16 protein-coding genes and 1 pseudogene are annotated in these 21,742 nt (G+C 43.6%); 8 read left to right on the top strand and 9 right to left on the bottom strand.

Features of this window, described 5'->3' with window-relative positions; genetic code table 11:
- Window positions 1-772: trypsin-like peptidase domain-containing protein (locus tag ACS8FC_RS13505; RefSeq protein WP_439297157.1), on the bottom strand; the 772-nt coding region annotated here is incomplete at its 3' end.
- 783 nt (window positions 773-1,555) lie between these two features.
- Between ACS8FC_RS13505 and ACS8FC_RS13500 the strand changes: the two genes are divergently transcribed.
- A complete protein-coding gene (locus tag ACS8FC_RS13500) occupies window positions 1,556-3,877 on the top strand; it encodes a cation:proton antiporter (RefSeq protein WP_439297155.1) in 2,322 nt (773 codons plus the stop codon).
- 194 nt (window positions 3,878-4,071) lie between these two features.
- On the opposite strand, the gene tmk is transcribed toward ACS8FC_RS13500, so the two are convergent.
- Both tmk and mltG read right to left on the bottom strand, forming a co-directional pair.
- The gene (tmk, locus tag ACS8FC_RS13495) at window positions 4,072-4,779 is read right to left on the bottom strand and encodes a dTMP kinase (protein WP_439297154.1); all 708 of its coding nucleotides are present in this window, start codon (window positions 4,777-4,779) and stop codon (window positions 4,072-4,074) included.
- Between the two features lie 101 nt (window positions 4,780-4,880).
- The gene (gene mltG, locus ACS8FC_RS13490; RefSeq protein WP_439297153.1) at window positions 4,881-6,146 is read right to left on the bottom strand and encodes an endolytic transglycosylase MltG; all 1,266 of its coding nucleotides are present in this window, start codon (window positions 6,144-6,146) and stop codon (window positions 4,881-4,883) included.
- Window positions 6,147-6,304: 158 nt separating this feature from the next.
- On the opposite strand from mltG, the gene ACS8FC_RS13485 reads away from it, so the two are divergent.
- Both ACS8FC_RS13485 and ACS8FC_RS13480 read left to right on the top strand, forming a co-directional pair.
- Window positions 6,305-7,069 carry a DpnI domain-containing protein gene (locus ACS8FC_RS13485; protein ID WP_439297152.1) on the top strand — a complete coding sequence of 255 codons (765 nt, stop codon included), beginning with the start codon at window positions 6,305-6,307 and terminating at the stop codon, window positions 7,067-7,069.
- Between the two features lie 136 nt (window positions 7,070-7,205).
- Window positions 7,206-7,397, top strand: a complete 192-nt coding sequence (locus ACS8FC_RS13480) for a DpnD/PcfM family protein (RefSeq protein WP_439297151.1) — start codon at window positions 7,206-7,208, stop codon at window positions 7,395-7,397.
- Between the two features lie 4 nt (window positions 7,398-7,401).
- Here ACS8FC_RS13480 and ACS8FC_RS13475 read toward each other — a convergent pair whose 3' ends face one another.
- Together ACS8FC_RS13475 and ACS8FC_RS13470 are read right to left on the bottom strand one after the other, a co-directional pair.
- Window positions 7,402-8,442 carry an aminotransferase class IV gene (locus ACS8FC_RS13475; protein WP_439297150.1) on the bottom strand — a complete coding sequence of 347 codons (1,041 nt, stop codon included), beginning with the start codon at window positions 8,440-8,442 and terminating at the stop codon, window positions 7,402-7,404.
- Window positions 8,443-8,444: 2 nt separating this feature from the next.
- Window positions 8,445-9,110, bottom strand: a complete 666-nt coding sequence (locus ACS8FC_RS13470; protein WP_439297149.1) for a hypothetical protein — start codon at window positions 9,108-9,110, stop codon at window positions 8,445-8,447.
- A 609-nt stretch (window positions 9,111-9,719) separates the two neighbouring features.
- On the opposite strand from ACS8FC_RS13470, the gene aroE reads away from it, so the two are divergent.
- The gene (aroE, locus tag ACS8FC_RS13465; RefSeq protein ID WP_439262360.1) at window positions 9,720-10,577 is read left to right on the top strand and encodes a shikimate dehydrogenase; all 858 of its coding nucleotides are present in this window, start codon (window positions 9,720-9,722) and stop codon (window positions 10,575-10,577) included.
- A gap of 24 nt (window positions 10,578-10,601) precedes the next feature.
- Here aroE and ACS8FC_RS13460 read toward each other — a convergent pair whose 3' ends face one another.
- The gene (locus ACS8FC_RS13460) at window positions 10,602-11,690 is read right to left on the bottom strand and encodes an FUSC family protein (protein WP_439297148.1); all 1,089 of its coding nucleotides are present in this window, start codon (window positions 11,688-11,690) and stop codon (window positions 10,602-10,604) included.
- A 419-nt stretch (window positions 11,691-12,109) separates the two neighbouring features.
- Here ACS8FC_RS13460 and ACS8FC_RS13455 point away from each other — a divergent pair, with 419 nt between their 5' ends.
- On the top strand, window positions 12,110-13,930 hold the full coding sequence (locus ACS8FC_RS13455; RefSeq protein ID WP_439297147.1) for an acyl-CoA dehydrogenase C-terminal domain-containing protein: 1,821 nt from the start codon (window positions 12,110-12,112) through the stop codon (window positions 13,928-13,930).
- Window positions 13,931-14,084: 154 nt separating this feature from the next.
- Here ACS8FC_RS13455 and ACS8FC_RS13450 read toward each other — a convergent pair whose 3' ends face one another.
- Together ACS8FC_RS13450 and ybaK are read right to left on the bottom strand one after the other, a co-directional pair.
- On the bottom strand, window positions 14,085-14,459 hold the full coding sequence (locus ACS8FC_RS13450) for a 5-carboxymethyl-2-hydroxymuconate Delta-isomerase (RefSeq protein WP_439297146.1): 375 nt from the start codon (window positions 14,457-14,459) through the stop codon (window positions 14,085-14,087).
- A gap of 88 nt (window positions 14,460-14,547) precedes the next feature.
- Window positions 14,548-15,036, bottom strand: a complete 489-nt coding sequence (gene ybaK / locus ACS8FC_RS13445) for a Cys-tRNA(Pro) deacylase (protein ID WP_439297145.1) — start codon at window positions 15,034-15,036, stop codon at window positions 14,548-14,550.
- Between the two features lie 266 nt (window positions 15,037-15,302).
- Between ybaK and plsB the strand changes: the two genes are divergently transcribed.
- On the top strand, window positions 15,303-18,008 hold the full coding sequence (gene plsB / locus ACS8FC_RS13440; RefSeq protein WP_439297156.1) for a glycerol-3-phosphate 1-O-acyltransferase PlsB: 2,706 nt from the start codon (window positions 15,303-15,305) through the stop codon (window positions 18,006-18,008).
- 95 nt (window positions 18,009-18,103) lie between these two features.
- Here the strand turns inward: plsB and ettA are convergent, their stop codons facing one another.
- Window positions 18,104-19,765, bottom strand: coding sequence for an energy-dependent translational throttle protein EttA (ettA, locus tag ACS8FC_RS13435; protein WP_299218593.1), 1,662 nt, complete (start codon window positions 19,763-19,765; stop codon window positions 18,104-18,106).
- A gap of 424 nt (window positions 19,766-20,189) precedes the next feature.
- Between ettA and ACS8FC_RS13430 the strand changes: the two genes are divergently transcribed.
- Together ACS8FC_RS13430 and ACS8FC_RS13425 are read left to right on the top strand one after the other, a co-directional pair.
- Complete coding sequence (locus tag ACS8FC_RS13430) at window positions 20,190-21,311, top strand: flavin reductase family protein (RefSeq protein WP_439297144.1); 1,122 nt, start codon at window positions 20,190-20,192, stop codon at window positions 21,309-21,311.
- 18 nt (window positions 21,312-21,329) lie between these two features.
- A pseudogene (locus ACS8FC_RS13425) lies at window positions 21,330-21,742 on the top strand (acyl-CoA desaturase); the annotation flags it as partial.

Genomic DNA, 21,742 nt, shown 5'->3' with positions numbered 1-21,742 from the left:
AAGCACGCGCCACTTCACCGTTAGATTTGAGCTGCTCATAAATATCTATCGCCGCATCTATCGGGATGGAAAACGACAAACCCATATAGCCCCCTGTACCGCTAAAAATCCGTGAGTTGATACCGATGACTTCACCGCGCTGGTTAAATAGTGGCCCACCTGAGTTACCAGGATTGAGTGCCACATCTGTTTGGATAAAAGGGACACTGGTCTCGCGTGAGAAGCTGCGCGACTTAGCACTCACAATACCAGCGGATGCTGAGTAATCAAAGCCGAATGGTGAGCCAATCGCCAATACAGGCTCACCGACTTTTATAAGATTAGAGTCGCCAATAGGTAGCGCTGGAAACTGCCTACCCGATACCTTTAGTACCGCTACATCTGAGCGCTCATCACTCCCAATCAGCGTCGCATCAAGCTCTGTACGGTCATTTAAAGTGACAGTAATGTTATCTGCGCCTTCTACTACATGATGATTGGTAAGCATATAACCGTTAGAGGTCACAAAAAACGCAGTGCCATAAGCATGTTCAATTGCTGGTATCACCGCCTGTTCAGGGATACGTACGCGGTCACCAAAGAACTTGCGCAATAAGTCAGCAGTCTGGGCTTTTGCCAGCTCAGCCTCACTGACGGTCTTGGTTACATTGACCCGTGCCACGCCTGGTGTTACTTGCTGTACAAGATCGGAGAAATCAGTAGTAATGACGGCAGCTTGCGCACTAGAGACAGTCATAACACTGATAGCTAACGCGCTGACACTTGTGGTCATCGCTGTGCTTAAGATCGCTGTCAGTATTCTGCGTTGTAGTTTGCCCTGTAGCTGATGAAATTGTGATTGGCCCTTCATCTCATTACTCTCCCTTTTAGACGTTTAAACATTTTGTCTTCTATTTTCTTGATTTACTTATATAGCCTGTTTGACTCGTTTTCTCTAGACTACCCAAACCAATACGCACTATGATTGGATAAACGCCGTTTGTATTATGTAGGAGAACAGTTGTCATGGCTATGTCCCTACTGCTTTATACGTAAACAAGATACCTAAACGAGTATATAGAAAAATTCGTTTGTAAGGTGTTAACTCGTATCGTCATTCTCTACTACCACTAATTGCTTGTTGTGTTTATACCTATAACACGTTTCGCACAAGCAAAATAAAATCATGGTATGATAACAAACCAAATAAATTCAATAATAAACAAAAGTTTATAAATAATACGCAGTCATTTTCTATGAAATTATCATGTGCTAGTCTTTGTTTCTATTGGTTTGCCCTGTCTGTTTGTGCATTATAAGATGACTTGTAACTGCTTTTGAACGCTTTTTCCTATTATATAGATTTCTACTACTATTTTTGCCGATTACGTTATATGGCATAACTACCCCTGTATGATAACCAATCGTCATAAAAAAAACCGTTGTTACCGTTTGCAATAACTATTTACTATCATAAAAGTTAGGGTCTATTTTACGCTTATCAAGAGCCGCTATTAGATTGTAAGCGTCCCCCTAACGTATGTGCAGTATGACAAGCTTATAAAAGGATTAATTTATGGATACCGCCCTATTGTTATCCGGCGTGGTTGGGATCGGCATCGCGGCCCAATGGTTGGCTTGGTACTTAAAGCAACCGTCCATTTTGTTTTTGTTGCTGATCGGCATTATTGTCGGTCCAGTATTGGGTTACTTTGACCCTGATTTGGTTTTAGGCGAGCTTATGTTCCCTATTATCTCTTTAGGTGTGGCCATTATTTTGTTTGAAGGCTCGTTGACACTTGAGTTTGATGAAATCAAGCAGCATGGAACCGTGGTGCAGATGCTGGTGTCAATCGGGGTGGTCATTACCATCGCGGTAGTGGCGCTATCGACCTATTTATTGTTCGATGTCGACCCTTTGATTGCGTTATTATTTGGTGCGCTGGTTTGTGTGACTGGGCCAACGGTGATTATGCCGTTACTACGTAGTGTACGTCCAAATAAAACCATCTCTAATATCCTCAAGTGGGAAGGTATCATCATCGATCCTATCGGTGCGATTGCCGTGGTATTGGTGTATGAGTACATCATCTCAGGCGGTGAGGCCAGCAGTCTTTTGCTATTTGCTAAGATTGTGGTTTTAGCGACAGCGCTTGGTATGGCGGGCGCGTGGGTATTGGCGTTCTTAATGCGTCGTCATATGGTGCCTGAGTTTTTACGCAATGTCTTTACCCTCGCCTTTGTCTTAGTACTATTTTCGATATCGAACCATTTAGAGCACGAGTCTGGTCTTTTAACCGTGACTGTACTTGGCGTGGCACTGGCGAACTGGCCAAACTTCCCGCGCGATACGATTTTGGAATTTAACGAGTCGTTGACTGTTTTATTGATCTCCGTATTATTCATTATTCTTGCGGCTCGTGTAGAGCTGGCAAGTCTTATGAGTGTAGGTTTTGCAGGGATTATATTGCTGGCCATCGTGATGTTCATCGCGCGTCCGCTCTCTGTTTGGGCGTCTTCTATTGGCTCCAACTTAAAGACCAATGAAAAGCTGATGATTAGCTGGATTGGTCCGCGTGGTATCGTCGCCGCCGCCATCTCATCACTGTTTGCCATTCGTCTACAAGAGTATGATATTCAAGGTGTTGAGCTATTAGTACCGCTGGTCTTTATGGTCATCATTGGCACGGTTATGATCCAAGGCTTGGGCGCAAAAATGGTTGGTAATTTGCTGGGCGTGCGTGAGCCTGCTACCAACGGCATTTTGGTCGTCGGCTCAAACCCCATCGCGTTATTAGTAGCGACGTCTTTACGAGATCAGGGCTTTGATGTGATCGTAGCGCACAACAACTATACCAATATCGCCGGTGCTCGTATGAGTGGCCTACGCACTTATTTTGGTAATCCAGTCTCGGATCACGCTGACCATCATCTCGATCTGATCGGTATCGGTCATTTGTTTGCCATGAGTACAGATAAAGAGCTAAACACCTTATCTGAGATACATTATCGTCATGAATTCGGTGAACAAAAGATATTTCGTCTAAAGTTCAGCGACGAAAAAGTCAAAAATGAGCGCGATACTAAACAATCAAACTTCCATTCTCAGTGGCTGTTTGGCAAAGACGTTACTTACACCAAGCTTGCCAGCATGCTATCTAAAAAGGCACGTATCAAGATTACCAATATCACTGACAGCTATAGCTTTGAGCAATACAAAGCGGATAACAAACAATTTGTCCCTTTATATACACTCGATAAAGAAGGCAAGCTGAGTGTGATCACGGACAAATTCGATGGTGTTGTGCCCCGTGATCGTAAGCTGGTCGCTTTGGTCGTCGATGACGATATACAACCAAAACCTGTAGACGTGACTGACAAACAAGTACAAGCACGTGCCGTCGCTGATGCACATTTTGAAGCCAACTCTAAAGCGCCTGAAAAACGCAAAGAAAAAGAGATGACTGAAGAGCTGGCCGATGAATCTGAACAAGATAACGCAACAGCAACGAAAGCTGATTTAGATGACCAGAGTCAAAGCCAACCGGCACAGTCAAACGCTACATCAGCAGCAGATTCGCTGACAGAGTCAGATAACGTGACTGCCAAAGAAAAATCGATCAGCCCTGTAACCAATAGTCAAGAGAATGCCATTGCATCCTCTAAAGCCGCTAATAAAGCTACTGAGACGACAAAGCCCGCGCAAAAAGTGTCAGGCTCAGTCGCTGCATTAAAAGCCAACGCTAATGGTAGTGGCAGTGCACCCAAGAATAAAAAAGGCTCGCTCGATCCGAATCGTCTACCTGATACGGATAAAAATACTACTGCTGATAAAGAGACTGATGCTAAGACTGACACCGTCGAGATAAAAGCTGATGACAGTTCAGATAAGCAGTAAAAGCGTTTAGCTTAGTAAGAGTATTTTGTTCTAAGGCAATAGAAAAACCCCAGCTTATAATAGCTAGGGTTTTTTATATCTATTAGTTTAATAGTTGCTCGTTAACCGTTATTAATTAACAACTAAAGCATTTCGAACATCTACCAATCACGTTGAATCGTAAAGTTAAATCATAGCATCGAATAACAGCATCGTTAATTAACCTTAAACTGAGACTCGACCTCTTGCCATATACGTGCGCTAACCTCCTTGGCAGTACCTGACGCATCAATGCGACGAATACGCTCAGGATGTGCAGTAGCAAGCGTATCAAACCCTCTATACACTTGCGTAAAAAAATCCAGCGCCTGCTGCTCAAAACGATCGGCCACGCTACGTTTGCCTGCACGGCTCATACCCTCAAGCACAGGTAAATCCAGCCAAAGTGTCAGCTCAGGCAACCTTGGGACAAACTGTGCGATAAGCGTTTCTATTTTTGTCAATACTTCACTATCGCCCTGCGCACGGCCAAAGCCTTGGTAGGCGATAGTAGAGTCCGTAAAGCGATCACAGATGACCCAAGTACCGCGTTGTAATGCTGGGGCAATCACTTGCTGAATATGATCACAGCGGGCGGCAAACAATAGCAGTAGCTCAGTGTCATCGTTGATGTCGGTCGTAGGGTCTAATAAAATGGCACGCAGACGCTCAGCGAATGGACTACCGCCGGGCTCACGTGTCCGCAGATAGTCAATACCCGCTGCTTCTAAACGCGAGCAAAGCTGCTCAATAGCGGTTGTTTTACCCACCCCTTCGGTACCCTCAAAGCTAATAAAGCGCCCTCTTTCGCTCACTGTGTCTATGTCGGATGCTTCCTTATCAGTAGCCAGTTGAGTCGCTTGCGTATTTATAGGTACTGACATGGTATTGCCTTGTATTTCAAAATTGTGTTACTTATTTTTGTGCAAAATAAAAATGGTTATCGAGCGTTTAACGCTTGTAACCAAGATTCGTTGCTACTCTCTTACTCTGGCGGTATTTGAGACTTTCTTTCACGCATGACTTTTAAGTACTCTCTTACCGCTTGGTTATGCTCGTCCAAGCTATTGGTAAACTTATGACCTCCATTGCCTGTCGCCACAAAATATAAGGCTTCGCTATCAGCTGGGTGCAATGTGGCTTCGATAGAGGCAGCAGATGGCAGCGCGATAGGCGTGGGCGGCAAACCATCGATTTGATAAGTATTATACGATGTTTTTTCATCGATATCTTGACGGCGGATATTGCCATCGTAGCGACTGCCCATACCGTAAATAATGGTCGGGTCCGTCTGCATGCGCATTCCTTTATTTAATCGATTGGTAAACACAGCGGCTACCAGCTCACGCTCTTCAGGCACACTGGTTTCTTTTTCGATAATCGACGCCATAATCAATGCTTCATAAGGCGTCTTATACGGCAAATCGGCTGCACGGTTCTCCCAAGCTAGGGTCAGTGCTTGTTGCTGGCGCTTATAGAGATCTGTCAACACCTGCTTGTCACTGGCATCTTCGCCATAATAATAGGTATCAGGAGTGAACCAGCCTTCAAGATTATATCTCACAATAGGGTCGTCACTATTGATCACTGAATCAGGCATTATACCCACCAGATCCAGCGCTTCTGCGATACTGGCATTGTCACTATCGGCGGTCAGTACTTCTTTTTTGATGCCTGGGTTGTCGCGTAGATTTTGATACAAGTCTTTAGCGGTTTTGCCTTCGATGACTTGTACTTTTACCATCGCCACCTTCGCACCTTGTTGCAAGACGTGCAATGCTTCTGCTATCGTCGGATTCTCTGGCAACTGATAGATACCTGCATGCAGCGGTGCATCTACTTGCGACTTGATATAAAACTTGGCAATACTGGCAGAAAACAGCGGGATTTGCTGTTGCCACTGCGGAAGCAAGCCATAATAAGTGTCGCCCTGTTCAATCGTCACCTTTTGCTTGGGCTGCTCGATACGACCAAACAACGTTTGATAAACCATCACCAATAAAAAGGCGGCAATCAGTCCCAATACCAATAAAATCTGATAGCCACGCTGCATAAAAAACGACTGGTTGTCTTTTTTGTACTCACGCGGAGTGTTTCTTCCATTGATAAGCGAAATATCTGTCGCTGGTGCTTTGTCATCATTATCAGAGTCTGTAGATGTCTTAGCAGGATCGTTAATAGTGCCGTCTCGCTTGTCTGATGCAGGATCATTTGGACGTTCAGGAGGTATTTCAGGTGTAGGCTTGCTCATGGCAACTCGCGAGGCAGATGTTTGCTAGAATTTAGCATTGAACCGTGTGCTTTTCAATGTTATTTGCTTATCTTGTGAGATATCTTAGCGTTTGTAAAAGGTTTTATGGCTTAGTGGCTATTATTCTATCGGACATATTTAAATAAAGATTTTTTGTTATGGATTTAAACTTTAATCAACAGCTTGTCAGCGCTTATAAGTCACCTAGCCAAATCATTAGAGTATTAAGTGAAGACTGGGTCGCGAAGCAAAGCTATTGTCCCAATTGTAGCGCTCAGCCTTTAATTGAATTTGCTAACAATCAACCTGTTGCTGACTTTTACTGTGATGGTTGTAGCGAACAATTTGAGCTAAAAAGTAAAAAAGCGAAACTAAGCAACATTATCAATGATGGCGCTTATGACACTATGATTAAGCGCATTAATAGCGAGGATAATCCTAGTTTTTTCTTTCTGACTTACTCAGCAGAATTTACTGTTAATAGCTTCTTAATTATCCCTAAGCAGTTCTTTAAACCAGACATTATCATCAAGCGTAAACCGTTATCAGTTACTGCTAAGCGTGCTGGTTGGGTTGGTTGCAATATCGATTTGCGTAAAGTGCCAGAATCAGGAAAAGTGTTTTTAGTAAAGAATCAAAAAGTCATTGCGCGCGATAACGTTACTCAACAATTTCAAAAAACGCTATTCTTACGTAAGCAATCGCTAGACTCACGCGGCTGGACATTAGATATTTGGCAATGTATTGACAGACTTGATGATAAGTTTTCTCTAAAACAGGTCTATGCTTTTGCAGATGCATTACAACTCAAACATCCTGATAATAACCACGTTCACGATAAAATCCGCCAGCAATTACAAGTGCTACGGGATAAAGGCATTATTGAGTTTTTAGGTCGTGGACATTATCGGAAATTATACTAATCGTGTTTCGTTATATCACTCAGATTTAAGCTGTCCTCTTCTATTACACAAGTCCACGTAACAAAAGACGATCACTTCTTTTGAATTCGTTTGCTACGATCAGCAGCACAAATAATTAGCAAAAGTGAGAATAATTATGACAAACGAAAAAGAGTTGAAGGTTTATCAAATAGAAATTATTGAGACAATGAGCGCTCTAATAGAAGTGACTGCTGAGAATGGCGAAACTGCTATATTAAAAGCGAGCGAAAAATATAGAAATGAAGATATTGTGTTATATCCTGATGATATGCTCGATACCAAATTTATTATATTTGCAGAAGAGTAATCGACTAACCAAACTCTACTACTTCTCCCGACAACAAAGCCAAACTTTTCACTGGCATCACCCCGCGCAAAGCATTACAAAAAAATATCTGGTTTAAATTTGGCAAATCATCATCATTTAATGCGCGCACAATCACTGGCGTCTTGGTCTTAGCGAATGCATCAATAATGACTTGGCGCATCACCCCAGCGACACCGGATTGCGTCAACGGCGGTGTAAACCACTGACCTGATAATAGAGAATCATCAGGATAATTGGCTTTAGCTTTATCGCTAGAGTCAGTCGATTGGGCGTTAGACAACTGATAAAAGACATTGCTCATCGTGCCCTCCACCCAACTGCCGCTTATATCGCGTACTAATCCTTCGCCAATGCCTATCCCTTCACCAACGCCCAATTCTGCATTAGATTTTAACGATTTGGCTTTAAGACGTTGGAGCTCACCGCTCGCCAGTACATTATCCAGTCGATTAAGGCTTTTGAGTCCCGCTAACGGTGGCGGCAAGCAAGCAAGTTGTGCGGTTAGACATACGGCTGATGTAGTAGGTTGTATCAATACGCTGCGTCCCTCTGGCAGCTGAGTATGTTGCGCGGTATCGATAGACATTGCCGTTGCTTTACACCAGACTTCACAAGGACTACCTACCATATCTGCTGCAAAACCATAACCGCGCACAGCTTGTACAGCACGCGTGACGATGACTTTTATAATACCTTGCTGTAGCTGCTGAGCGTGGGCTTGCAAAGTGGCGAGTAGCGAGTCGCTATCGACAGCTAATTGCAATGCATGGGCATGAGAGAGCAGTCTTTGGTGATGATAGTCTGGCCACAATATCGAGCCATCGATGACGCCAATAGTAGTAAAAAACCCATCTCCATAAGCCAGCCCGCGATTGTCTGGGGTGATGACGCTATTATTTGCATTCGCAACCATATTATCAGACTGCGGATATAGACGCTGCCATGTAGAGGCGTAGTTAGTGATAGAAGCATGGTTAATAAACTGACTGTTATTGGATTCGCTGTTATCGAGCTTAGCCATCATAACTAGCTTTCTTCCGCTTGCTGTTCACCTGACTTATTTAACACCAGCATACAACTATAAAACTCGCATTTACCCAGCTCTATCTTTTGTCCACCAATGGTTTTATTTTTTATGATTTGTCCTCTGAGCATATCTGAGATGACTTTTCCGCCATCATCATTCATAAGCTGACGCGCAAGCTGATAGGATTTTTTCGCATGGGCTATGCTCAGCTCTTTTTCTTTATCTGAGTCAGTAGGATTGGCAAAGTACCAACCAAGCTCAAGATACTTTTCAGAGTCAATCAAGTCCAGATAAGGCGCATCTGTATCCATAAAACGGTACTTGACTGCCGGGTTACTGGCGTAGTCCAAGCTATTCTCATCAGTGGTGACGACCTTGCCAAACGTTGATTTTATTTGATCGACCTCTTGTACGCTTACAGGCTGGACTTGTTTGTCACCCCATGAAGAAACATCATATTTGACTGGCGTGCCTTGCTCAACTGTCGCACCATCCAAATCTGTCTCTGGCGTAGGATTTGCTTGTTCAGGTTTGGCCTGCTCAGCTGTACTATCAGACACTGCCTCAGAGGGGGTTTCTTGCGTTGGGGCATTACACGCGCTCAATGAGACACCAGCTGCTATCACTATACTGACCGCAAAGGTCTGTAGGCTGTTATTCCACATGGGCAATTTACTCACACTTTTTGGGTATAAATTATATTAACCAGCCGTTAATGGTGCGGCTTGCCAATAATGAAAAGAATAGTTATCTACACGGTGCATTATCAATACATATTGTTATTACTGTCATAGGCTATCGATATCATAAATGCGGTCAAGCAACGACCTATATGATAAATATTCTATGCTTCAGTTATACTTATACGACAACTTCTATAACAAGTGCGCTTGCAATAAATGCGCCATTTATTAGCTTAAGCTTGGCTCATTGTGCCGCTCTTTACTGTCATAATTATAATGCCATTATGCCAACAGTGTACCCAACTGCCCAGCGCTTGACTAGCCTTTACGTTACGGATAACAATCGTAGAAGGTGCAAATTTGTTAAAAACATTGTTATCCCCTATGATGAGTAAGCACTGTTTGATTTTCTCTCTCTTGCTGCTTATTATTTCTTTGTTATCATGAATACAATCTAAAAGACTTGCAGAGTTACTCAGATAAATTTTATGAATCCTCTGTCTGGCAAAGCGTACAATAAGCAAGACATTTTATAGCTACAGTGCACCGACTTTTATTATTTATATTGACTACAGCGCTAGTGGACCGTTTATGACCCAGCATTTTATCGTTATTGGCAATCCTATTGCTCATAGTAAATCCCCGGAGATTCATCAAGTATTTGCCGCGCAAGTGGGTATTGATATTAGCTATCAACGTCAATATTGTCCTGATGATGCCGCAAGCTTCAACGCAGTTGTTGAGGCGTTTTTTAATGGTGGCGGCGTGGGTGCCAATGTGACAGTACCTTTTAAACAACTCGCTTACGCATCTTGTCAATCTCAAGGCGGTCTGTCTGAACATGCGCGTATCGCAGGCGCGGTCAATACGTTACTATTAGTCAGTGATGATTCGTCAAAAGATAAGACGCTATATGGTGATAATACCGACGGTCAAGGTTTGGTCAATCATATGATGAGCTTAGATTGGCCGCTTACAAACGCTCGTGTCGCTATCATTGGCGCAGGCGGCGCAGCACGTGGGGTGATACTGCCACTGATTCAAGCAGGTATTGGACAACTGACCCTTGCGAATCGAACGTTGAGTAAAGCTGAAGTATTGGTCGATGAGCTTAGCGCAGCCAGTGAGACGATTAACAATCACCCCATCGCCATGTGTGCAACGACTGAGCTGACAGGGCAGTTCGACTTGATTATCAACGCTACTTCCATTGGGCTAACAGGCGAGACTTTACCACTTCAGCAAAGTTTAGACTGCCACTATGCCTACGATATGATGTATGGACGCGCACTGCCCTTTTTGCAGCATTTCGCCGCGCGCGGCGCGCAAACCTCAGACGGTTATGGGATGCTCATCGGCCAAGCTGCATTAAGCTTTGAGCGTTGGACCGCTCATAGTATCGATGTGACTCAAGCGACCACTGCGATTCAAGCAAATAAGAAGCAATAAGGGGCTCGTAACCATAAAGTGCTATTAGGGCGAAGATGAAAAACGTACTAATAGCCATTTTTCTATGCGCCGTAGCGGTACGCGTAGCTTGACTGAATGTATCGCCAGCCCTCCACTCAAGCCTACCGCGCAGCCTAGCGCAGTATCGAGCATTCGCGCCCGAATAATCTCTTGGACACTCGCCTGCGCAAGCGAGGTAACACTGCCATACTCAGCGATAAATATCGTTAACGGAGTGATCAGTATTACGGCCAGTCCGTAATGTCGATCAACCAGCGATTCAATACACAGCATCATAAGCAGTATTGCGAGCGCCACCTCCCACATTGATAGATTCCAAGACAACATCCAGCCGGCAACCATCATACCTACTAAGGTACCCAGCAGACGATGCAGCTGTTTAATCCATATCGTGCGCATTTGTATGCCTTGAATAATAATAAAACAACTGACCGCAGCCCAGTATGGATAAGGCATGTCTAGCAGCACTGCTATCGATAATGCCAAGCTAACAAAACTTGCAACGATGATACTGTCACTGATTATATCTGGCTCATAACGATACTCTGGCACAGCAGTAGAGGGGCGCGTCACTAATAAAAACAGCGTATATAAAAGTGCCATAAACATTGAAAAACCACTGCCCAACATCACAAGCCCAGTGGCTGATAATATCTTTTCAGCTGAAACAGGAATGAATAGAGCAATTGCACCCGCCATCATGACAAACAGTCCGGCAGGCGGCGGCTGACGATAATAGCGACCGAAAACAACAACGCTAAAGGCAATCAGCGCAAATACTGGTAGTTTTAGTAAGGGCACTTGCTGCGCAATCAGTCCGAGCGCAAAGCAAAGCGTCATCGCAAAGCTCCACGCCATCACCGTCACTAAACGATAAGGCAACCCGCCTACAAATGGTAAGTTTAATATAACCATGGCTCCTAAAGACGCCTTAATCCCTGCATGTAGTACCCCAAAATATGCGCCAACAAAGACTGGAAAACTGATGGCTATAGCAGCGATGATCGGCATATGCCATGGTCGGCGGCTTCGATTGACCGTGAGCAAATGATCAAGCTCTCCACGAATTAAATGCTTAATATAAGCGAGCATTTATTGTCCCTTCTGTTTTAGCGATGTGAAGAACCCATACACGTTCATAAATTATTACCCTCATACATTGTTTGTGCTTACTGTTCATAGCTTAAGTTAGACAGCCCTAACCATCGCAATCCTCTTCTATATTAAGAAACCTATTGCTATTTGATAAATTAAATTAATATCTAAACCATCAAGTCATGAAAATTAATTATGCATTGTATATTTGTCTCAAAAGAACATTTATACTAATCATATACATATGACCAGTATTCACATAGCTTGTCATTTTACTCAGTACATTGTGATTATAACGATAATAATCTAATAGCGATAACCAACCGTATTTATCCATTCTTATCTCTAATACGAATACAAGCTTATAAAAACCAGCCATCGGTCGTACTAGAGCAAACCAAATAAAGAGATCAACTATGTTAACTTACAAAGCTCCTTTACGTGATATTAAGTTTTTGATTAACGATGTATTTGACTTTCAAACGCATTATAAAGACTTAGACAATGGCGCAAATGCTGACCCTGAAACCATCGATATGATTTTACAGGGCATGGCTGATTTTTCAGAAAACGTCTTAGCCCCTCTTTATCAGCCTGCTGATGCAGAAGGTTGTCATTTTGAAAACGGCGTCGTGACAACTCCTAAAGGCTTTAAGGAAGCTTATAATCAGTTTGTTGAGGGCGGCTGGCAAGGCATTTCATACCCTGAAGAATACGGCGGTATGAACCTGCCCATGTCTATTAACCTGATTAAAGCTGAGATGATTGGTACAGCCAACTGGCCTTGGGCAATGTATCCTGGCCTCTCAACAGGTTGCATCAATACGCTAATGCAATATGGTACTGACGAGCAAAAAGAGACTTATTTACATAAATTGGTTGACGGCTCATGGGCAGGTACGATGTGCCTAACTGAGCCACAATGCGGTACAGATTTGGGACAAGTCAAATCAAAAGCAATCCCGCAAGAGGACGACAGTTATAAGATTAGCGGTACTAAAATTTTCATCTCAAGCGGTGAACACGATTTGACTGAAAACATCATTCATATCGTACTAGCACGCTTACCTGGCGCACCTGAAGGCACCCGCGGTATCTCATTATTCATCGTACCAAAATTCCTTCCTAATGATGAAGGCGAAGTTGGCGAGCGTAATGGCGTCACTTGTGGTTCTATCGAACACAAAATGGGCATCAGCTCTTCATCAACTTGTGTATTGAACTTTGATGATGCCGCCGGCTATCTGATTGGAGAGCCAAATAAAGGCCTCAAAGCGATGTTCACCTTTATGAACACTGCTCGTATTGGTACTGGTATTCAAGGGCTGGCCCATACTGAGCTGTCATTCCAAAATGCCCTACCTTATGCCAAAGAGCGTCGCTCTATGCGCGCCCTATCAGGGACCAAAGACCCTGAAAAAGTTGCGGATGCCATCATTCACCATGCTGACGTACGTCGTATGCTACTGACCCAAAAAGCCTTTGCCGAAGGCGGTCGCTCGATGATTTATCACTCAGCGCGTTATGCGGATAAAATGGCGCAAGGCGTGGCTAATGGTGATGATGATGAGTTTGAAAAATGGGACGATAAACTAGGCTTTTATACGCCAATCCTAAAAGGCTTCTTGACTGAGCTTGGTATCGAGGCGGCCAAACATGGTCAGCAAATCTACGGTGGTCACGGCTATATTAAAGAATGGGGTATGGAGCTTATCGCTCGCGATGCCCGTATCGCTACCTTGTATGAAGGCACGACTGGTGTACAGGCACTTGATCTATTAGGCCGTAAGGTTATCTTGCAGTCTAAAGGTAAAATCATCCGTGACTACACGTCAAGCATTATGAAATGGTGCGGCGAGTATGCACTCGATAAAGACATGCGTAAGTTTGTCTGGGCATTGACTAAACTATGTGCCGAGTGGAACACGCTTACGGTACGCTTGATGCTCATGGCACGTAAAGACCGTGAAGTGATCTCAGCGGCCTCAGAAGACTTCTTAATGTATTCAGGCTACATAATGATGGGCTATCACTGGGCGCGCATGGCAGCCGTCGCTTATGACAAGCTTAAAAATGGGGGTACTGAGTCACCAGAGTTTTATAAAGCCAAAGTCCAAACGGCAGAGTTTTATTTTGACAAAATCTTGCCACGTACATCAGGCCATGCTGAGAGTATGGTTGCACCAAGTGAAAGTATGACGGCAATGGATATCGAGAACTTTGCCTTTTTAGACTAATCTTAATTAGCACTTAAGCTTAATTAAGATTAAGAAAAGTAAAAAGCGCCCAACTTTTAATAGCTGGGCGCTTTTTTTATACTTAAGTAATTAAATAAGCAAGTATGATTTCAAATGACATAAAAGTTAAAAAGCTTTCAGTTAAAAAACAATGCTAGCTACCAAGCAGCTTTTTTTGATAAATAGGACTGATCTCCTCCACTTCTACGCATACTTGTAGCGCTGCTCGCCCCGACTGCTCCTCGCCTAATGTATCCTCTATCGTAGCCACCAATAGCTGTGCCAATTGCTCACGGACACTACTGTCACGACCTGGCATCAATTTTAAATGTGCATAGATAAAACCATGGGCTTGCTCATCATCCTCAACTCCAACCAAAAACGTATCGATAGGGATTATTCGCGCTTTAATATCAGTTGGCTTACCAAAATGACCACTATCCCATAATACTTTATTTAGAGATTTGAGTAACGACTCTTCGTGAGAGATACTGACATTGGGAGATGCTTGGATAGTTAAATGCGGCATGAATACGTCCTTATAATAAGTTAAAAATTTACGCATGAAGACAAGTTTAATACGTCTGATTATTTTATAGGATTTCTGAAAATAGCCATCATGTATCAGCAATATCTTCAAAAAGAGCAGTCAGCGTTTTAGCCAGTTGTAATGGCGGTAGCTCAATCTCAAGCCCGCGGCGGCCAGCACTCACATAGACAGTGGGCTGATCTTTAGCCGTTATATCAATTATCGTGATCAAACGCTTCTTTTGCCCAAGCGGGCTGACACCGCCAAGCACATAACCTGTACTACGTGCAACGCGCTTTGGATCAGCCATTTGCACTTTTTTACAGGGCAGCACTTTATTAGAAGAAAGGGCTTTGGCCATTTTTTTAAAGTTCAAGGTGGTATCGACTGGCACAAGAGCAACAGCTAACGTGCCAGCATCTGTCTCTACCACCAATGTTTTAAAAACTTGCGCAGCTTGTATACCGAGCTTGTCAGCCGCCTCTAAACCAAAAGACGTCGCACTGCTATCGTGTACATACTCATGCAGTTGATAATCAAGGTGATGCTGCTTAGCAGTCTTAATGGCAGGGGTCATAAGGCACTCTTATTAAACTTAAAATAAACACGGATAATAGGATTAAAGCGATAATCATAAATACCATACACCAGACGGTTATACCTTGTACCCATACTTTATTTATATTCTATCGCTTAATACAATCACGATATATCAAGGTTGTGTTACCTTAGACAAATTGGCATTTATAATATATTCAGCACAGATACCGACACCATATATCGCTTTAAGCGCTTTTATGGCATCATAAGCGCATTACATTTTGCAAAGTCTGACTTTTGATTATGATACCCAGTTTCCTAAAAAACAAGCTCCTAAAAAACCGAACGCCCAAAGCGCAAGCCACCTCTGAGGCTAGCAAGTCGTCAACTGCGACGACTTATACCAAGGCACCTATCAATCAGCTGTACCGAAAGATATCGGGACAGGCGCTTGATGTCGCCGTCAAAGCAAAGCTTTTGGGCGAGCTGCCAGTATTCGATACCGACGATCAAACGCTAACCTTTTATGTACTACAAGATTATTCGCGCTCCAATAGTATTTTGATCGATCTGCAAACTGGGGAACATAAGCTGCCGCCTGCACTGATGAGTGTCAAAGACAGCATACATGATGTGAATGAAAATGCTGCTATCATATTTTTGCATCATCCCAAAGCCAAGGACAATCAACTATCGCCGCGCTTTTCACGTTTGGTTGCGGCCATTCTACAACATCCAGACTTACAAATACGTCTGGTACCAGTATCGATTCTTTGGGGCCGCGCGCCTGAAAAAGAGGACTCCTTGTTCAAGCTATTGATGGCAGATAACTGGCAAGATCCAAGTATTACCAAGCAATTATTTAATATCGGTGTGATGGGTCGCGATACCTTTGTCCAGTTCCATGCGCCAAAAGACTTACGTACCATTATTTATGATAGCTTGCATGATGGACAAGCAGATGAGCTCGGAGTAGCTGATAGTGCAGATAGCCGAGACGCACGTCATACATTAGTTCCAGCAGCAGACGCTAATCGTGAGTTGGTACGCACATTACAGCAGCAGCTCAATACTTATCTTGATAATCAGCGCGCCACTATGCTCGGTCCTGACTTATCAGATAGACGTAACTTGGTAGATAAGCTGGTTTATTCGCCTGCTATCCAGCATGCTGCACAGATCGAAGCGGATGAAAAAGGCATTAGTGTCCGTGAAGCACGCGGGCTTGCTAGAAACTATGCAAATGAGATGGTTAATGATTACTCTCACCCGATCATTCGCGTCTTTGATAAATTTTTGACTTGGCTATGGACGCAGCTGTATGACGGTGTCGACGTCCATCATTTTGAGCGCGTACGCAAGCTTGCAACCGATCATGAAATCATCTATGTGCCCTGTCACCGTAGCCACGTTGATTACTTGCTTCTATCTTACGTTATCTATAAACGCGGTCTGAGCATTCCTTATGTGGCAGCGGGTGATAACTTAGATGTTCCCGTATTAGGCCCTCTATTACGCGGCGCTGTGGCTTTTTATATTCGTCGTAGCTTTCGTGGTAACGCGCTTTATACCGCAGTATTGCGTGAGTATATGCATACCCTTATCACCCGTAATACACCGATTGAATACTTTATAGAAGGCGGACGCTCACGCTCAGGACGCCTGCTACCACCGAAGATGGGCATGCTAGCAATGACAGTACATAGCCAGCTACGTCAAACCAATAAACCTGTGGTGTTTATTCCGACCTATATTGGTTATGAGCGCATTATGGAAGGTGGCACTTATATCGGCGAGCTAAAAGGCAAGCCAAAAGAGTCCGAATCCTTAATTGGGTTACTAAAAGTTGGACGCAAAATTGAGCGTATTTTTGGTAATGTACATTTAAGCTTTGGCACACCGCTGCACCTAAGCGACTTTATGCAAAAATTCGATGTGCCTGCTGATAGCTTACCCGCTGATCGTACCGATACGCCACTTGATGAAAAAGCCAGTGCCATGGTTGATAATATTGGTGTAAAGATCATGCAGCATATCAATAAAGCGGCGGTCGTCAATCCCGTATCATTACTGTCTCTAGTCTTACTATCAGCGCCAAAAGCGGCTCTTGATGAAGACATCTGCCGCGAACAAATCGCCCTATATCAAGGTATTGCGCGTCAAATACCCTACTCTGATGACACTATCGTCACAGATATGAGCCCGCAAAAAATCATCGACTATGGTATCAAGCTCAAACTTATTGAGCGTATACCGCATATTTTGGGTGATATCATTCAAGTCGCTGGCAAGCAAGCCGCGCTATTGAGCTATTTCCGTAATAACATTTTGCATGTATTTATCCTATTGTCTTTCTTAGCTGCACTGGTCGCACGCAATGGTCGCGTGAGTCGCAGCCGTCTTGATGATATCGTTACTCAGATGTATCCTTTCTTGCAAAGCGAGCTGTTTTTATACTATCCAGCGCACGGTCTGATGGATACGCTTAATCAAAAAATCGACAACCTGATCGATCATGGCCTAATTATCGACTTAGGTGATGGCATGCTCAGTGTGCCAGATGCTAATAGTAGCTGTTATCAGCAGCTAGAAGTCCTCGCCGCTCCTGTTGCCCAGAGTCTTGAGCGTTACTTTATGACCTTGGCGTTGTTGTCACAACAAGGCTCAGGAAACTTGACCACAGAAGAAGTAGTTGATCTTTGTCATCTGCTTGGTCAACGTTTATCAGTATTGTATGCTGATGATATTCCTGATTTCTTTGATCGCTCCTTGTTCTTAAGTTTTGTCACAGCACTGACTCGTCTGAACTACTTACAAGTAGATAAAGACACAGGCGTGCTAAACTTCGATCAGCGTATTGACGATATCGCTCATCATGCTAAATATGTACTAAGCCCTGACATGATGCAAATTTTGCAGCAAATCGCCAGTCTTGATGATGAAGAGATCGCCCATGCGATTACTGAGATTAGTAATAAAAAGCAGCGCAAATTTGGTCTTAAGCGTTAGGGCGTTCTCGCTTCTTTATATGCTAATAAAAAAGACCTCTAATAATTAGAGGTCTTTTTTTATTGTATAAAACTTGAGGTTTTTAAGCCGACAAGCTAGGTAGAAATCTTTTTATACTTCATACGCTTAGGACCGGCATCGTCACCCATCGTTTTTTTGCGATACGCTTCAAATTCTGTGTAGTTACCGTCATACCAAATCGGCCCTTCTTCTTCAAAGGCTAGGATATGCGTGGCGATACGGTCAAGGAACCAGCGATCATGCGAGACCACCATGACCGTACCTGGGAATACTTGAATCGCATCCTCTAGCGCACGTAGGGTCTCAATATCCAAATCGTTTGAGGGTTCATCAAGAAGCAAAACGTTGGCGCCCTGCTTCAAAGTTTTTGCCAATTGTAGACGGTTACGCTCACCACCCGATAGCTGCCCGACGTGCTTTTGCTGGTCTGAGCCTTTAAAGTTAAAGCGGCCAATATAGGCGCGACTTGGCGTCGTATAGTCACCAACGGTGATAATATCTAAGCCGTCAGACACTTCTTCCCAGACGGTTTTATTATCATCTAAATTGTCACGTACCTGACCGACATAAGCGACTTTAACGCTTTCACCCAAGTCAACCGAGCCTGTATCTGGCGTATCTCGTTCGGTAATCATATTAAATAGTGTGGTTTTGCCTGCACCATTTGGACCGATGATACCGACGATAGCACCCGCTGGGACGTTAAAGCTTAGGTTTTCATAAAGCAAACGATCACCGAATGACTTAGAGATATCATTGACTTCGATGACTTTGTTGCCCAAACGTGGACCAGGTGGAATATAAATCTCAGAGGTCTCGTTACGTTTCTGGAACTCTTGTGAGTTTAACTCTTCAAAACGCTGTACACGAGATTTGGACTTGGCCTGCTGACCTTTTTGGTTTTTACGAATCCACTCAAGCTCTTTTTTGAGTGCTTTAGCAAATGATTCTTCTTGTTTATTTTGCTGCTCAAGACGGTTATTCTTTTGCTCAAGCCACTCAGTGTAGTTGCCCTCATAAGGATAGCCATGACCACGGTCCAGCTCTAGGATCCACTGAGCAACGTTGTCCAAGAAATAACGGTCATGGGTAATGGCCACGATCGTACCGCTATAGTTCTGTAAGAACAGCTCAAGCCAAGCGACAGATTCAGCGTCCAAATGGTTGGTCGGCTCATCAAGCAATAGCATATCAGGGCGCGACAATAACAAACGACATAAGGCCACACGGCGTTTTTCACCACCTGACAGTTTGCTAACATCAGCATCCCATGGCGGCAGACGTAGTGCATCAGCCGCTTTTTCTAGCTGAGTATTCAAGTTATGCGCATCCCAAGCTTGAATGATGTCTTCCATCTTGCCTTGTTCTTCAGCAAGCTTATCAAAGTCGGCATCAGGCTCTGCGTATTCAGCATAAATTGCATCGAGACGGGCAAGCGCATCTAATGCTTCACGCATGCCATCTTCGACATTACCACGAACATCTTTGCTATCATCAAGCTGTGGCTCCTGCGGTAAGTAGCCAACCTTAGTACCCGTTTGTGCGCGTGCTTCACCGCTAAATTCAGTATCGACGCCTGCCATGATGCGTAGCAACGTCGATTTGCCAGAACCGTTGATACCGAGTACGCCGATTTTGGCACCCGGGAAAAACGATAAATTGATATTCTTTAGGATTTCGCGCTTAGGCGGAACAAGTTTTGACACGTTGTTCATCGTGTAAATATATTGAGCCATTAACACTCCGATAGACTACATAGACGAGGACTGTCATCACAGTTAGCAATGATGCTAAGTGAACTGCGCCTCAAAAATCAGGGTTATAAATTGTCTGCTATTATCGCATTGTGGCGCATGCCCTGCAAGCTAACAGCTTGTTTTCTGGTATGTTTAGTCGTTTTTAATACTTCTGCTACTCATTTCTGATAAAAGCTAAGAATAAACTTGTAGACGCTATAAAAAATAATAATAAATAAAATTAACTGCTGATAGATTTTTGTTTTATAAAACCTACAAAATTTTGCATCAATCAAACTATAAACTTAATTAACAAGGGTTATTATATTAATATAACTTAATAAAACAATAATTTGGTGAAAGTGATTTTAAGCTTAATATTTACAATTTGCGTAGCAATTCTTAGCAAACAGGTGCTTTATTTATGACGACTGGCTACCACCCTGAGCTTATTCAGCGCGTTTTTGTGGATTTTGTCAGTACGCATATACATTCTTTTTGGTCATTGACTGCACCTAAGCTACGATTATTAGCCAAGCACACATTGAGCGATGATCTGATAGCTCTACAGTTTGAAACCAACCATGCTTTTCGACAACAATCGAACAATCTCTGGCATGGCGGACAGCACTTAAGCTTAATCGTACCAATAGACGGTATTCATCATCAGCGTCAGTATTCACTGCTTGGTTTACCTCAGCAAGCATTATGGTGGCAAAGTAAAAAACCGCACACGCTTACTATCGCTATTAAACCTCAAGGTTTGGTATCAAAATACTTGACTCAGCAAGCATTGCTTGGAGATTTTTTTGCGTGCAGTGTTCCAAACGGCAGTTTTGTCCTGTCACAGACGCTAGAGGAACCGACACCGATATTGTGTATCGCTAGTGGTAGCGGTATTACGCCGATGTTAAGCTTAGTCACGCAGGCGCTCAAGGATAAACAACCAGTCACTCTGCTTCACTACAATCGCACGCCTATATTGACATCATTTTGGGCTTCACTAGCCACGACTTATCCTGCGTTTCGCTATCATCTGATTGCAACGCAAGATGTCAGCACTTATCTTGCAGACAATCGATACCTGACCAAGAATAGCCTACTTGCGCTTGGACTACCGCTCGCTCAAACGCAGATATATGCCTGCGGGTCACAGTCTTTGTTATCAAGCCTGTACCAAGCAGTAAATGATTTGACTGTTGAAAATACAGCATCGCTACTCGATAACATCACGATAGAACGCTTTGGGACGAGTGCTAATCATCACGATCAGGAAGGAAGCGAGACTGATAGCATAGCGCGAACCGTACATTTACGCGGACGACAGCGGCAGTTTACTAGCCGTACTACTTTGCTTAAAAGCGCTGAAGCGGCAGATATACGTTTGCCCTATGGTTGTCGTCAAGGCATTTGCCACCTGTGCCGCTGTCAAAAAATCAGCGGTCAGGTCAAGAACATCCAGACAGGGGTTGTCAGCGGTGAAGGTTTTGAGTCCATTCAGACTTGTATTAATGTACCTGTAACCGATGTTGTGCTCGATATTTAATATAACAAAGGACTTTTTATGCGTTTATTACCGCCTATGTTTAGTGCTCGATCCGCGCTCCCTACTACCCCTATTCAGTCTGTAGTAGATAAGCGATGGGTAGCGCAGACTCGTTACCCGACATTAAGCAGCGCGCCCCTATCAAAGGTACAAACTGAGACGATGGCTGCTGAGTTAGATGCGTTATATCAGAGTGTCATGGCATCGCTTGGTGCAGAGGATGCGCGCTATATTCAGCGCATTTATGCTGCTGTCGTTTATAGTGAAATACTAGCACGTGGTCTGCTTGCTGTTGCCGCATGTCCCTCTTCACGCCGTAAGCAATTGAGCATTTGGCTATTAGGTACTTCTTTACTAAGTTTTAGCAAGATATTAAACAACATGGAGCTTGGTCACAATGTCATGCACGGTCAGTATGATTGGATGCAGCA

It is taken from the genome of Psychrobacter sp. 1Y4 (genome assembly GCF_051847555.1).
Note: the sequence above shows the minus strand (reverse complement) of the source record. Positions and strands in the feature narration are given on the sequence as shown.

Coding starts and splice junctions, on each gene's coding strand:
- ACS8FC_RS13500 (WP_439297155.1), top strand. CDS start 1,556: ATGGATACCGCCCTATTGTTATCCGGCGTGGTTGGGATCGGCATCGCG.
- tmk (WP_439297154.1), bottom strand. CDS start 4,779: ATGTCAGTACCTATAAATACGCAAGCGACTCAACTGGCTACTGATAAG.
- mltG (WP_439297153.1), bottom strand. CDS start 6,146: ATGAGCAAGCCTACACCTGAAATACCTCCTGAACGTCCAAATGATCCT.
- ACS8FC_RS13485 (WP_439297152.1), top strand. CDS start 6,305: ATGGATTTAAACTTTAATCAACAGCTTGTCAGCGCTTATAAGTCACCT.
- ACS8FC_RS13480 (WP_439297151.1), top strand. CDS start 7,206: ATGACAAACGAAAAAGAGTTGAAGGTTTATCAAATAGAAATTATTGAG.
- ACS8FC_RS13475 (WP_439297150.1), bottom strand. CDS start 8,442: ATGATGGCTAAGCTCGATAACAGCGAATCCAATAACAGTCAGTTTATT.
- ACS8FC_RS13470 (WP_439297149.1), bottom strand. CDS start 9,110: ATGTGGAATAACAGCCTACAGACCTTTGCGGTCAGTATAGTGATAGCA.
- aroE (WP_439262360.1), top strand. CDS start 9,720: ATGACCCAGCATTTTATCGTTATTGGCAATCCTATTGCTCATAGTAAA.
- ACS8FC_RS13460 (WP_439297148.1), bottom strand. CDS start 11,690: ATGCTCGCTTATATTAAGCATTTAATTCGTGGAGAGCTTGATCATTTG.
- ACS8FC_RS13455 (WP_439297147.1), top strand. CDS start 12,110: ATGTTAACTTACAAAGCTCCTTTACGTGATATTAAGTTTTTGATTAAC.
- ACS8FC_RS13450 (WP_439297146.1), bottom strand. CDS start 14,459: ATGCCGCATTTAACTATCCAAGCATCTCCCAATGTCAGTATCTCTCAC.
- ybaK (WP_439297145.1), bottom strand. CDS start 15,036: ATGACCCCTGCCATTAAGACTGCTAAGCAGCATCACCTTGATTATCAA.
- plsB (WP_439297156.1), top strand. CDS start 15,303: ATGATACCCAGTTTCCTAAAAAACAAGCTCCTAAAAAACCGAACGCCC.
- ettA (WP_299218593.1), bottom strand. CDS start 19,765: ATGGCTCAATATATTTACACGATGAACAACGTGTCAAAACTTGTTCCG.
- ACS8FC_RS13430 (WP_439297144.1), top strand. CDS start 20,190: ATGACGACTGGCTACCACCCTGAGCTTATTCAGCGCGTTTTTGTGGAT.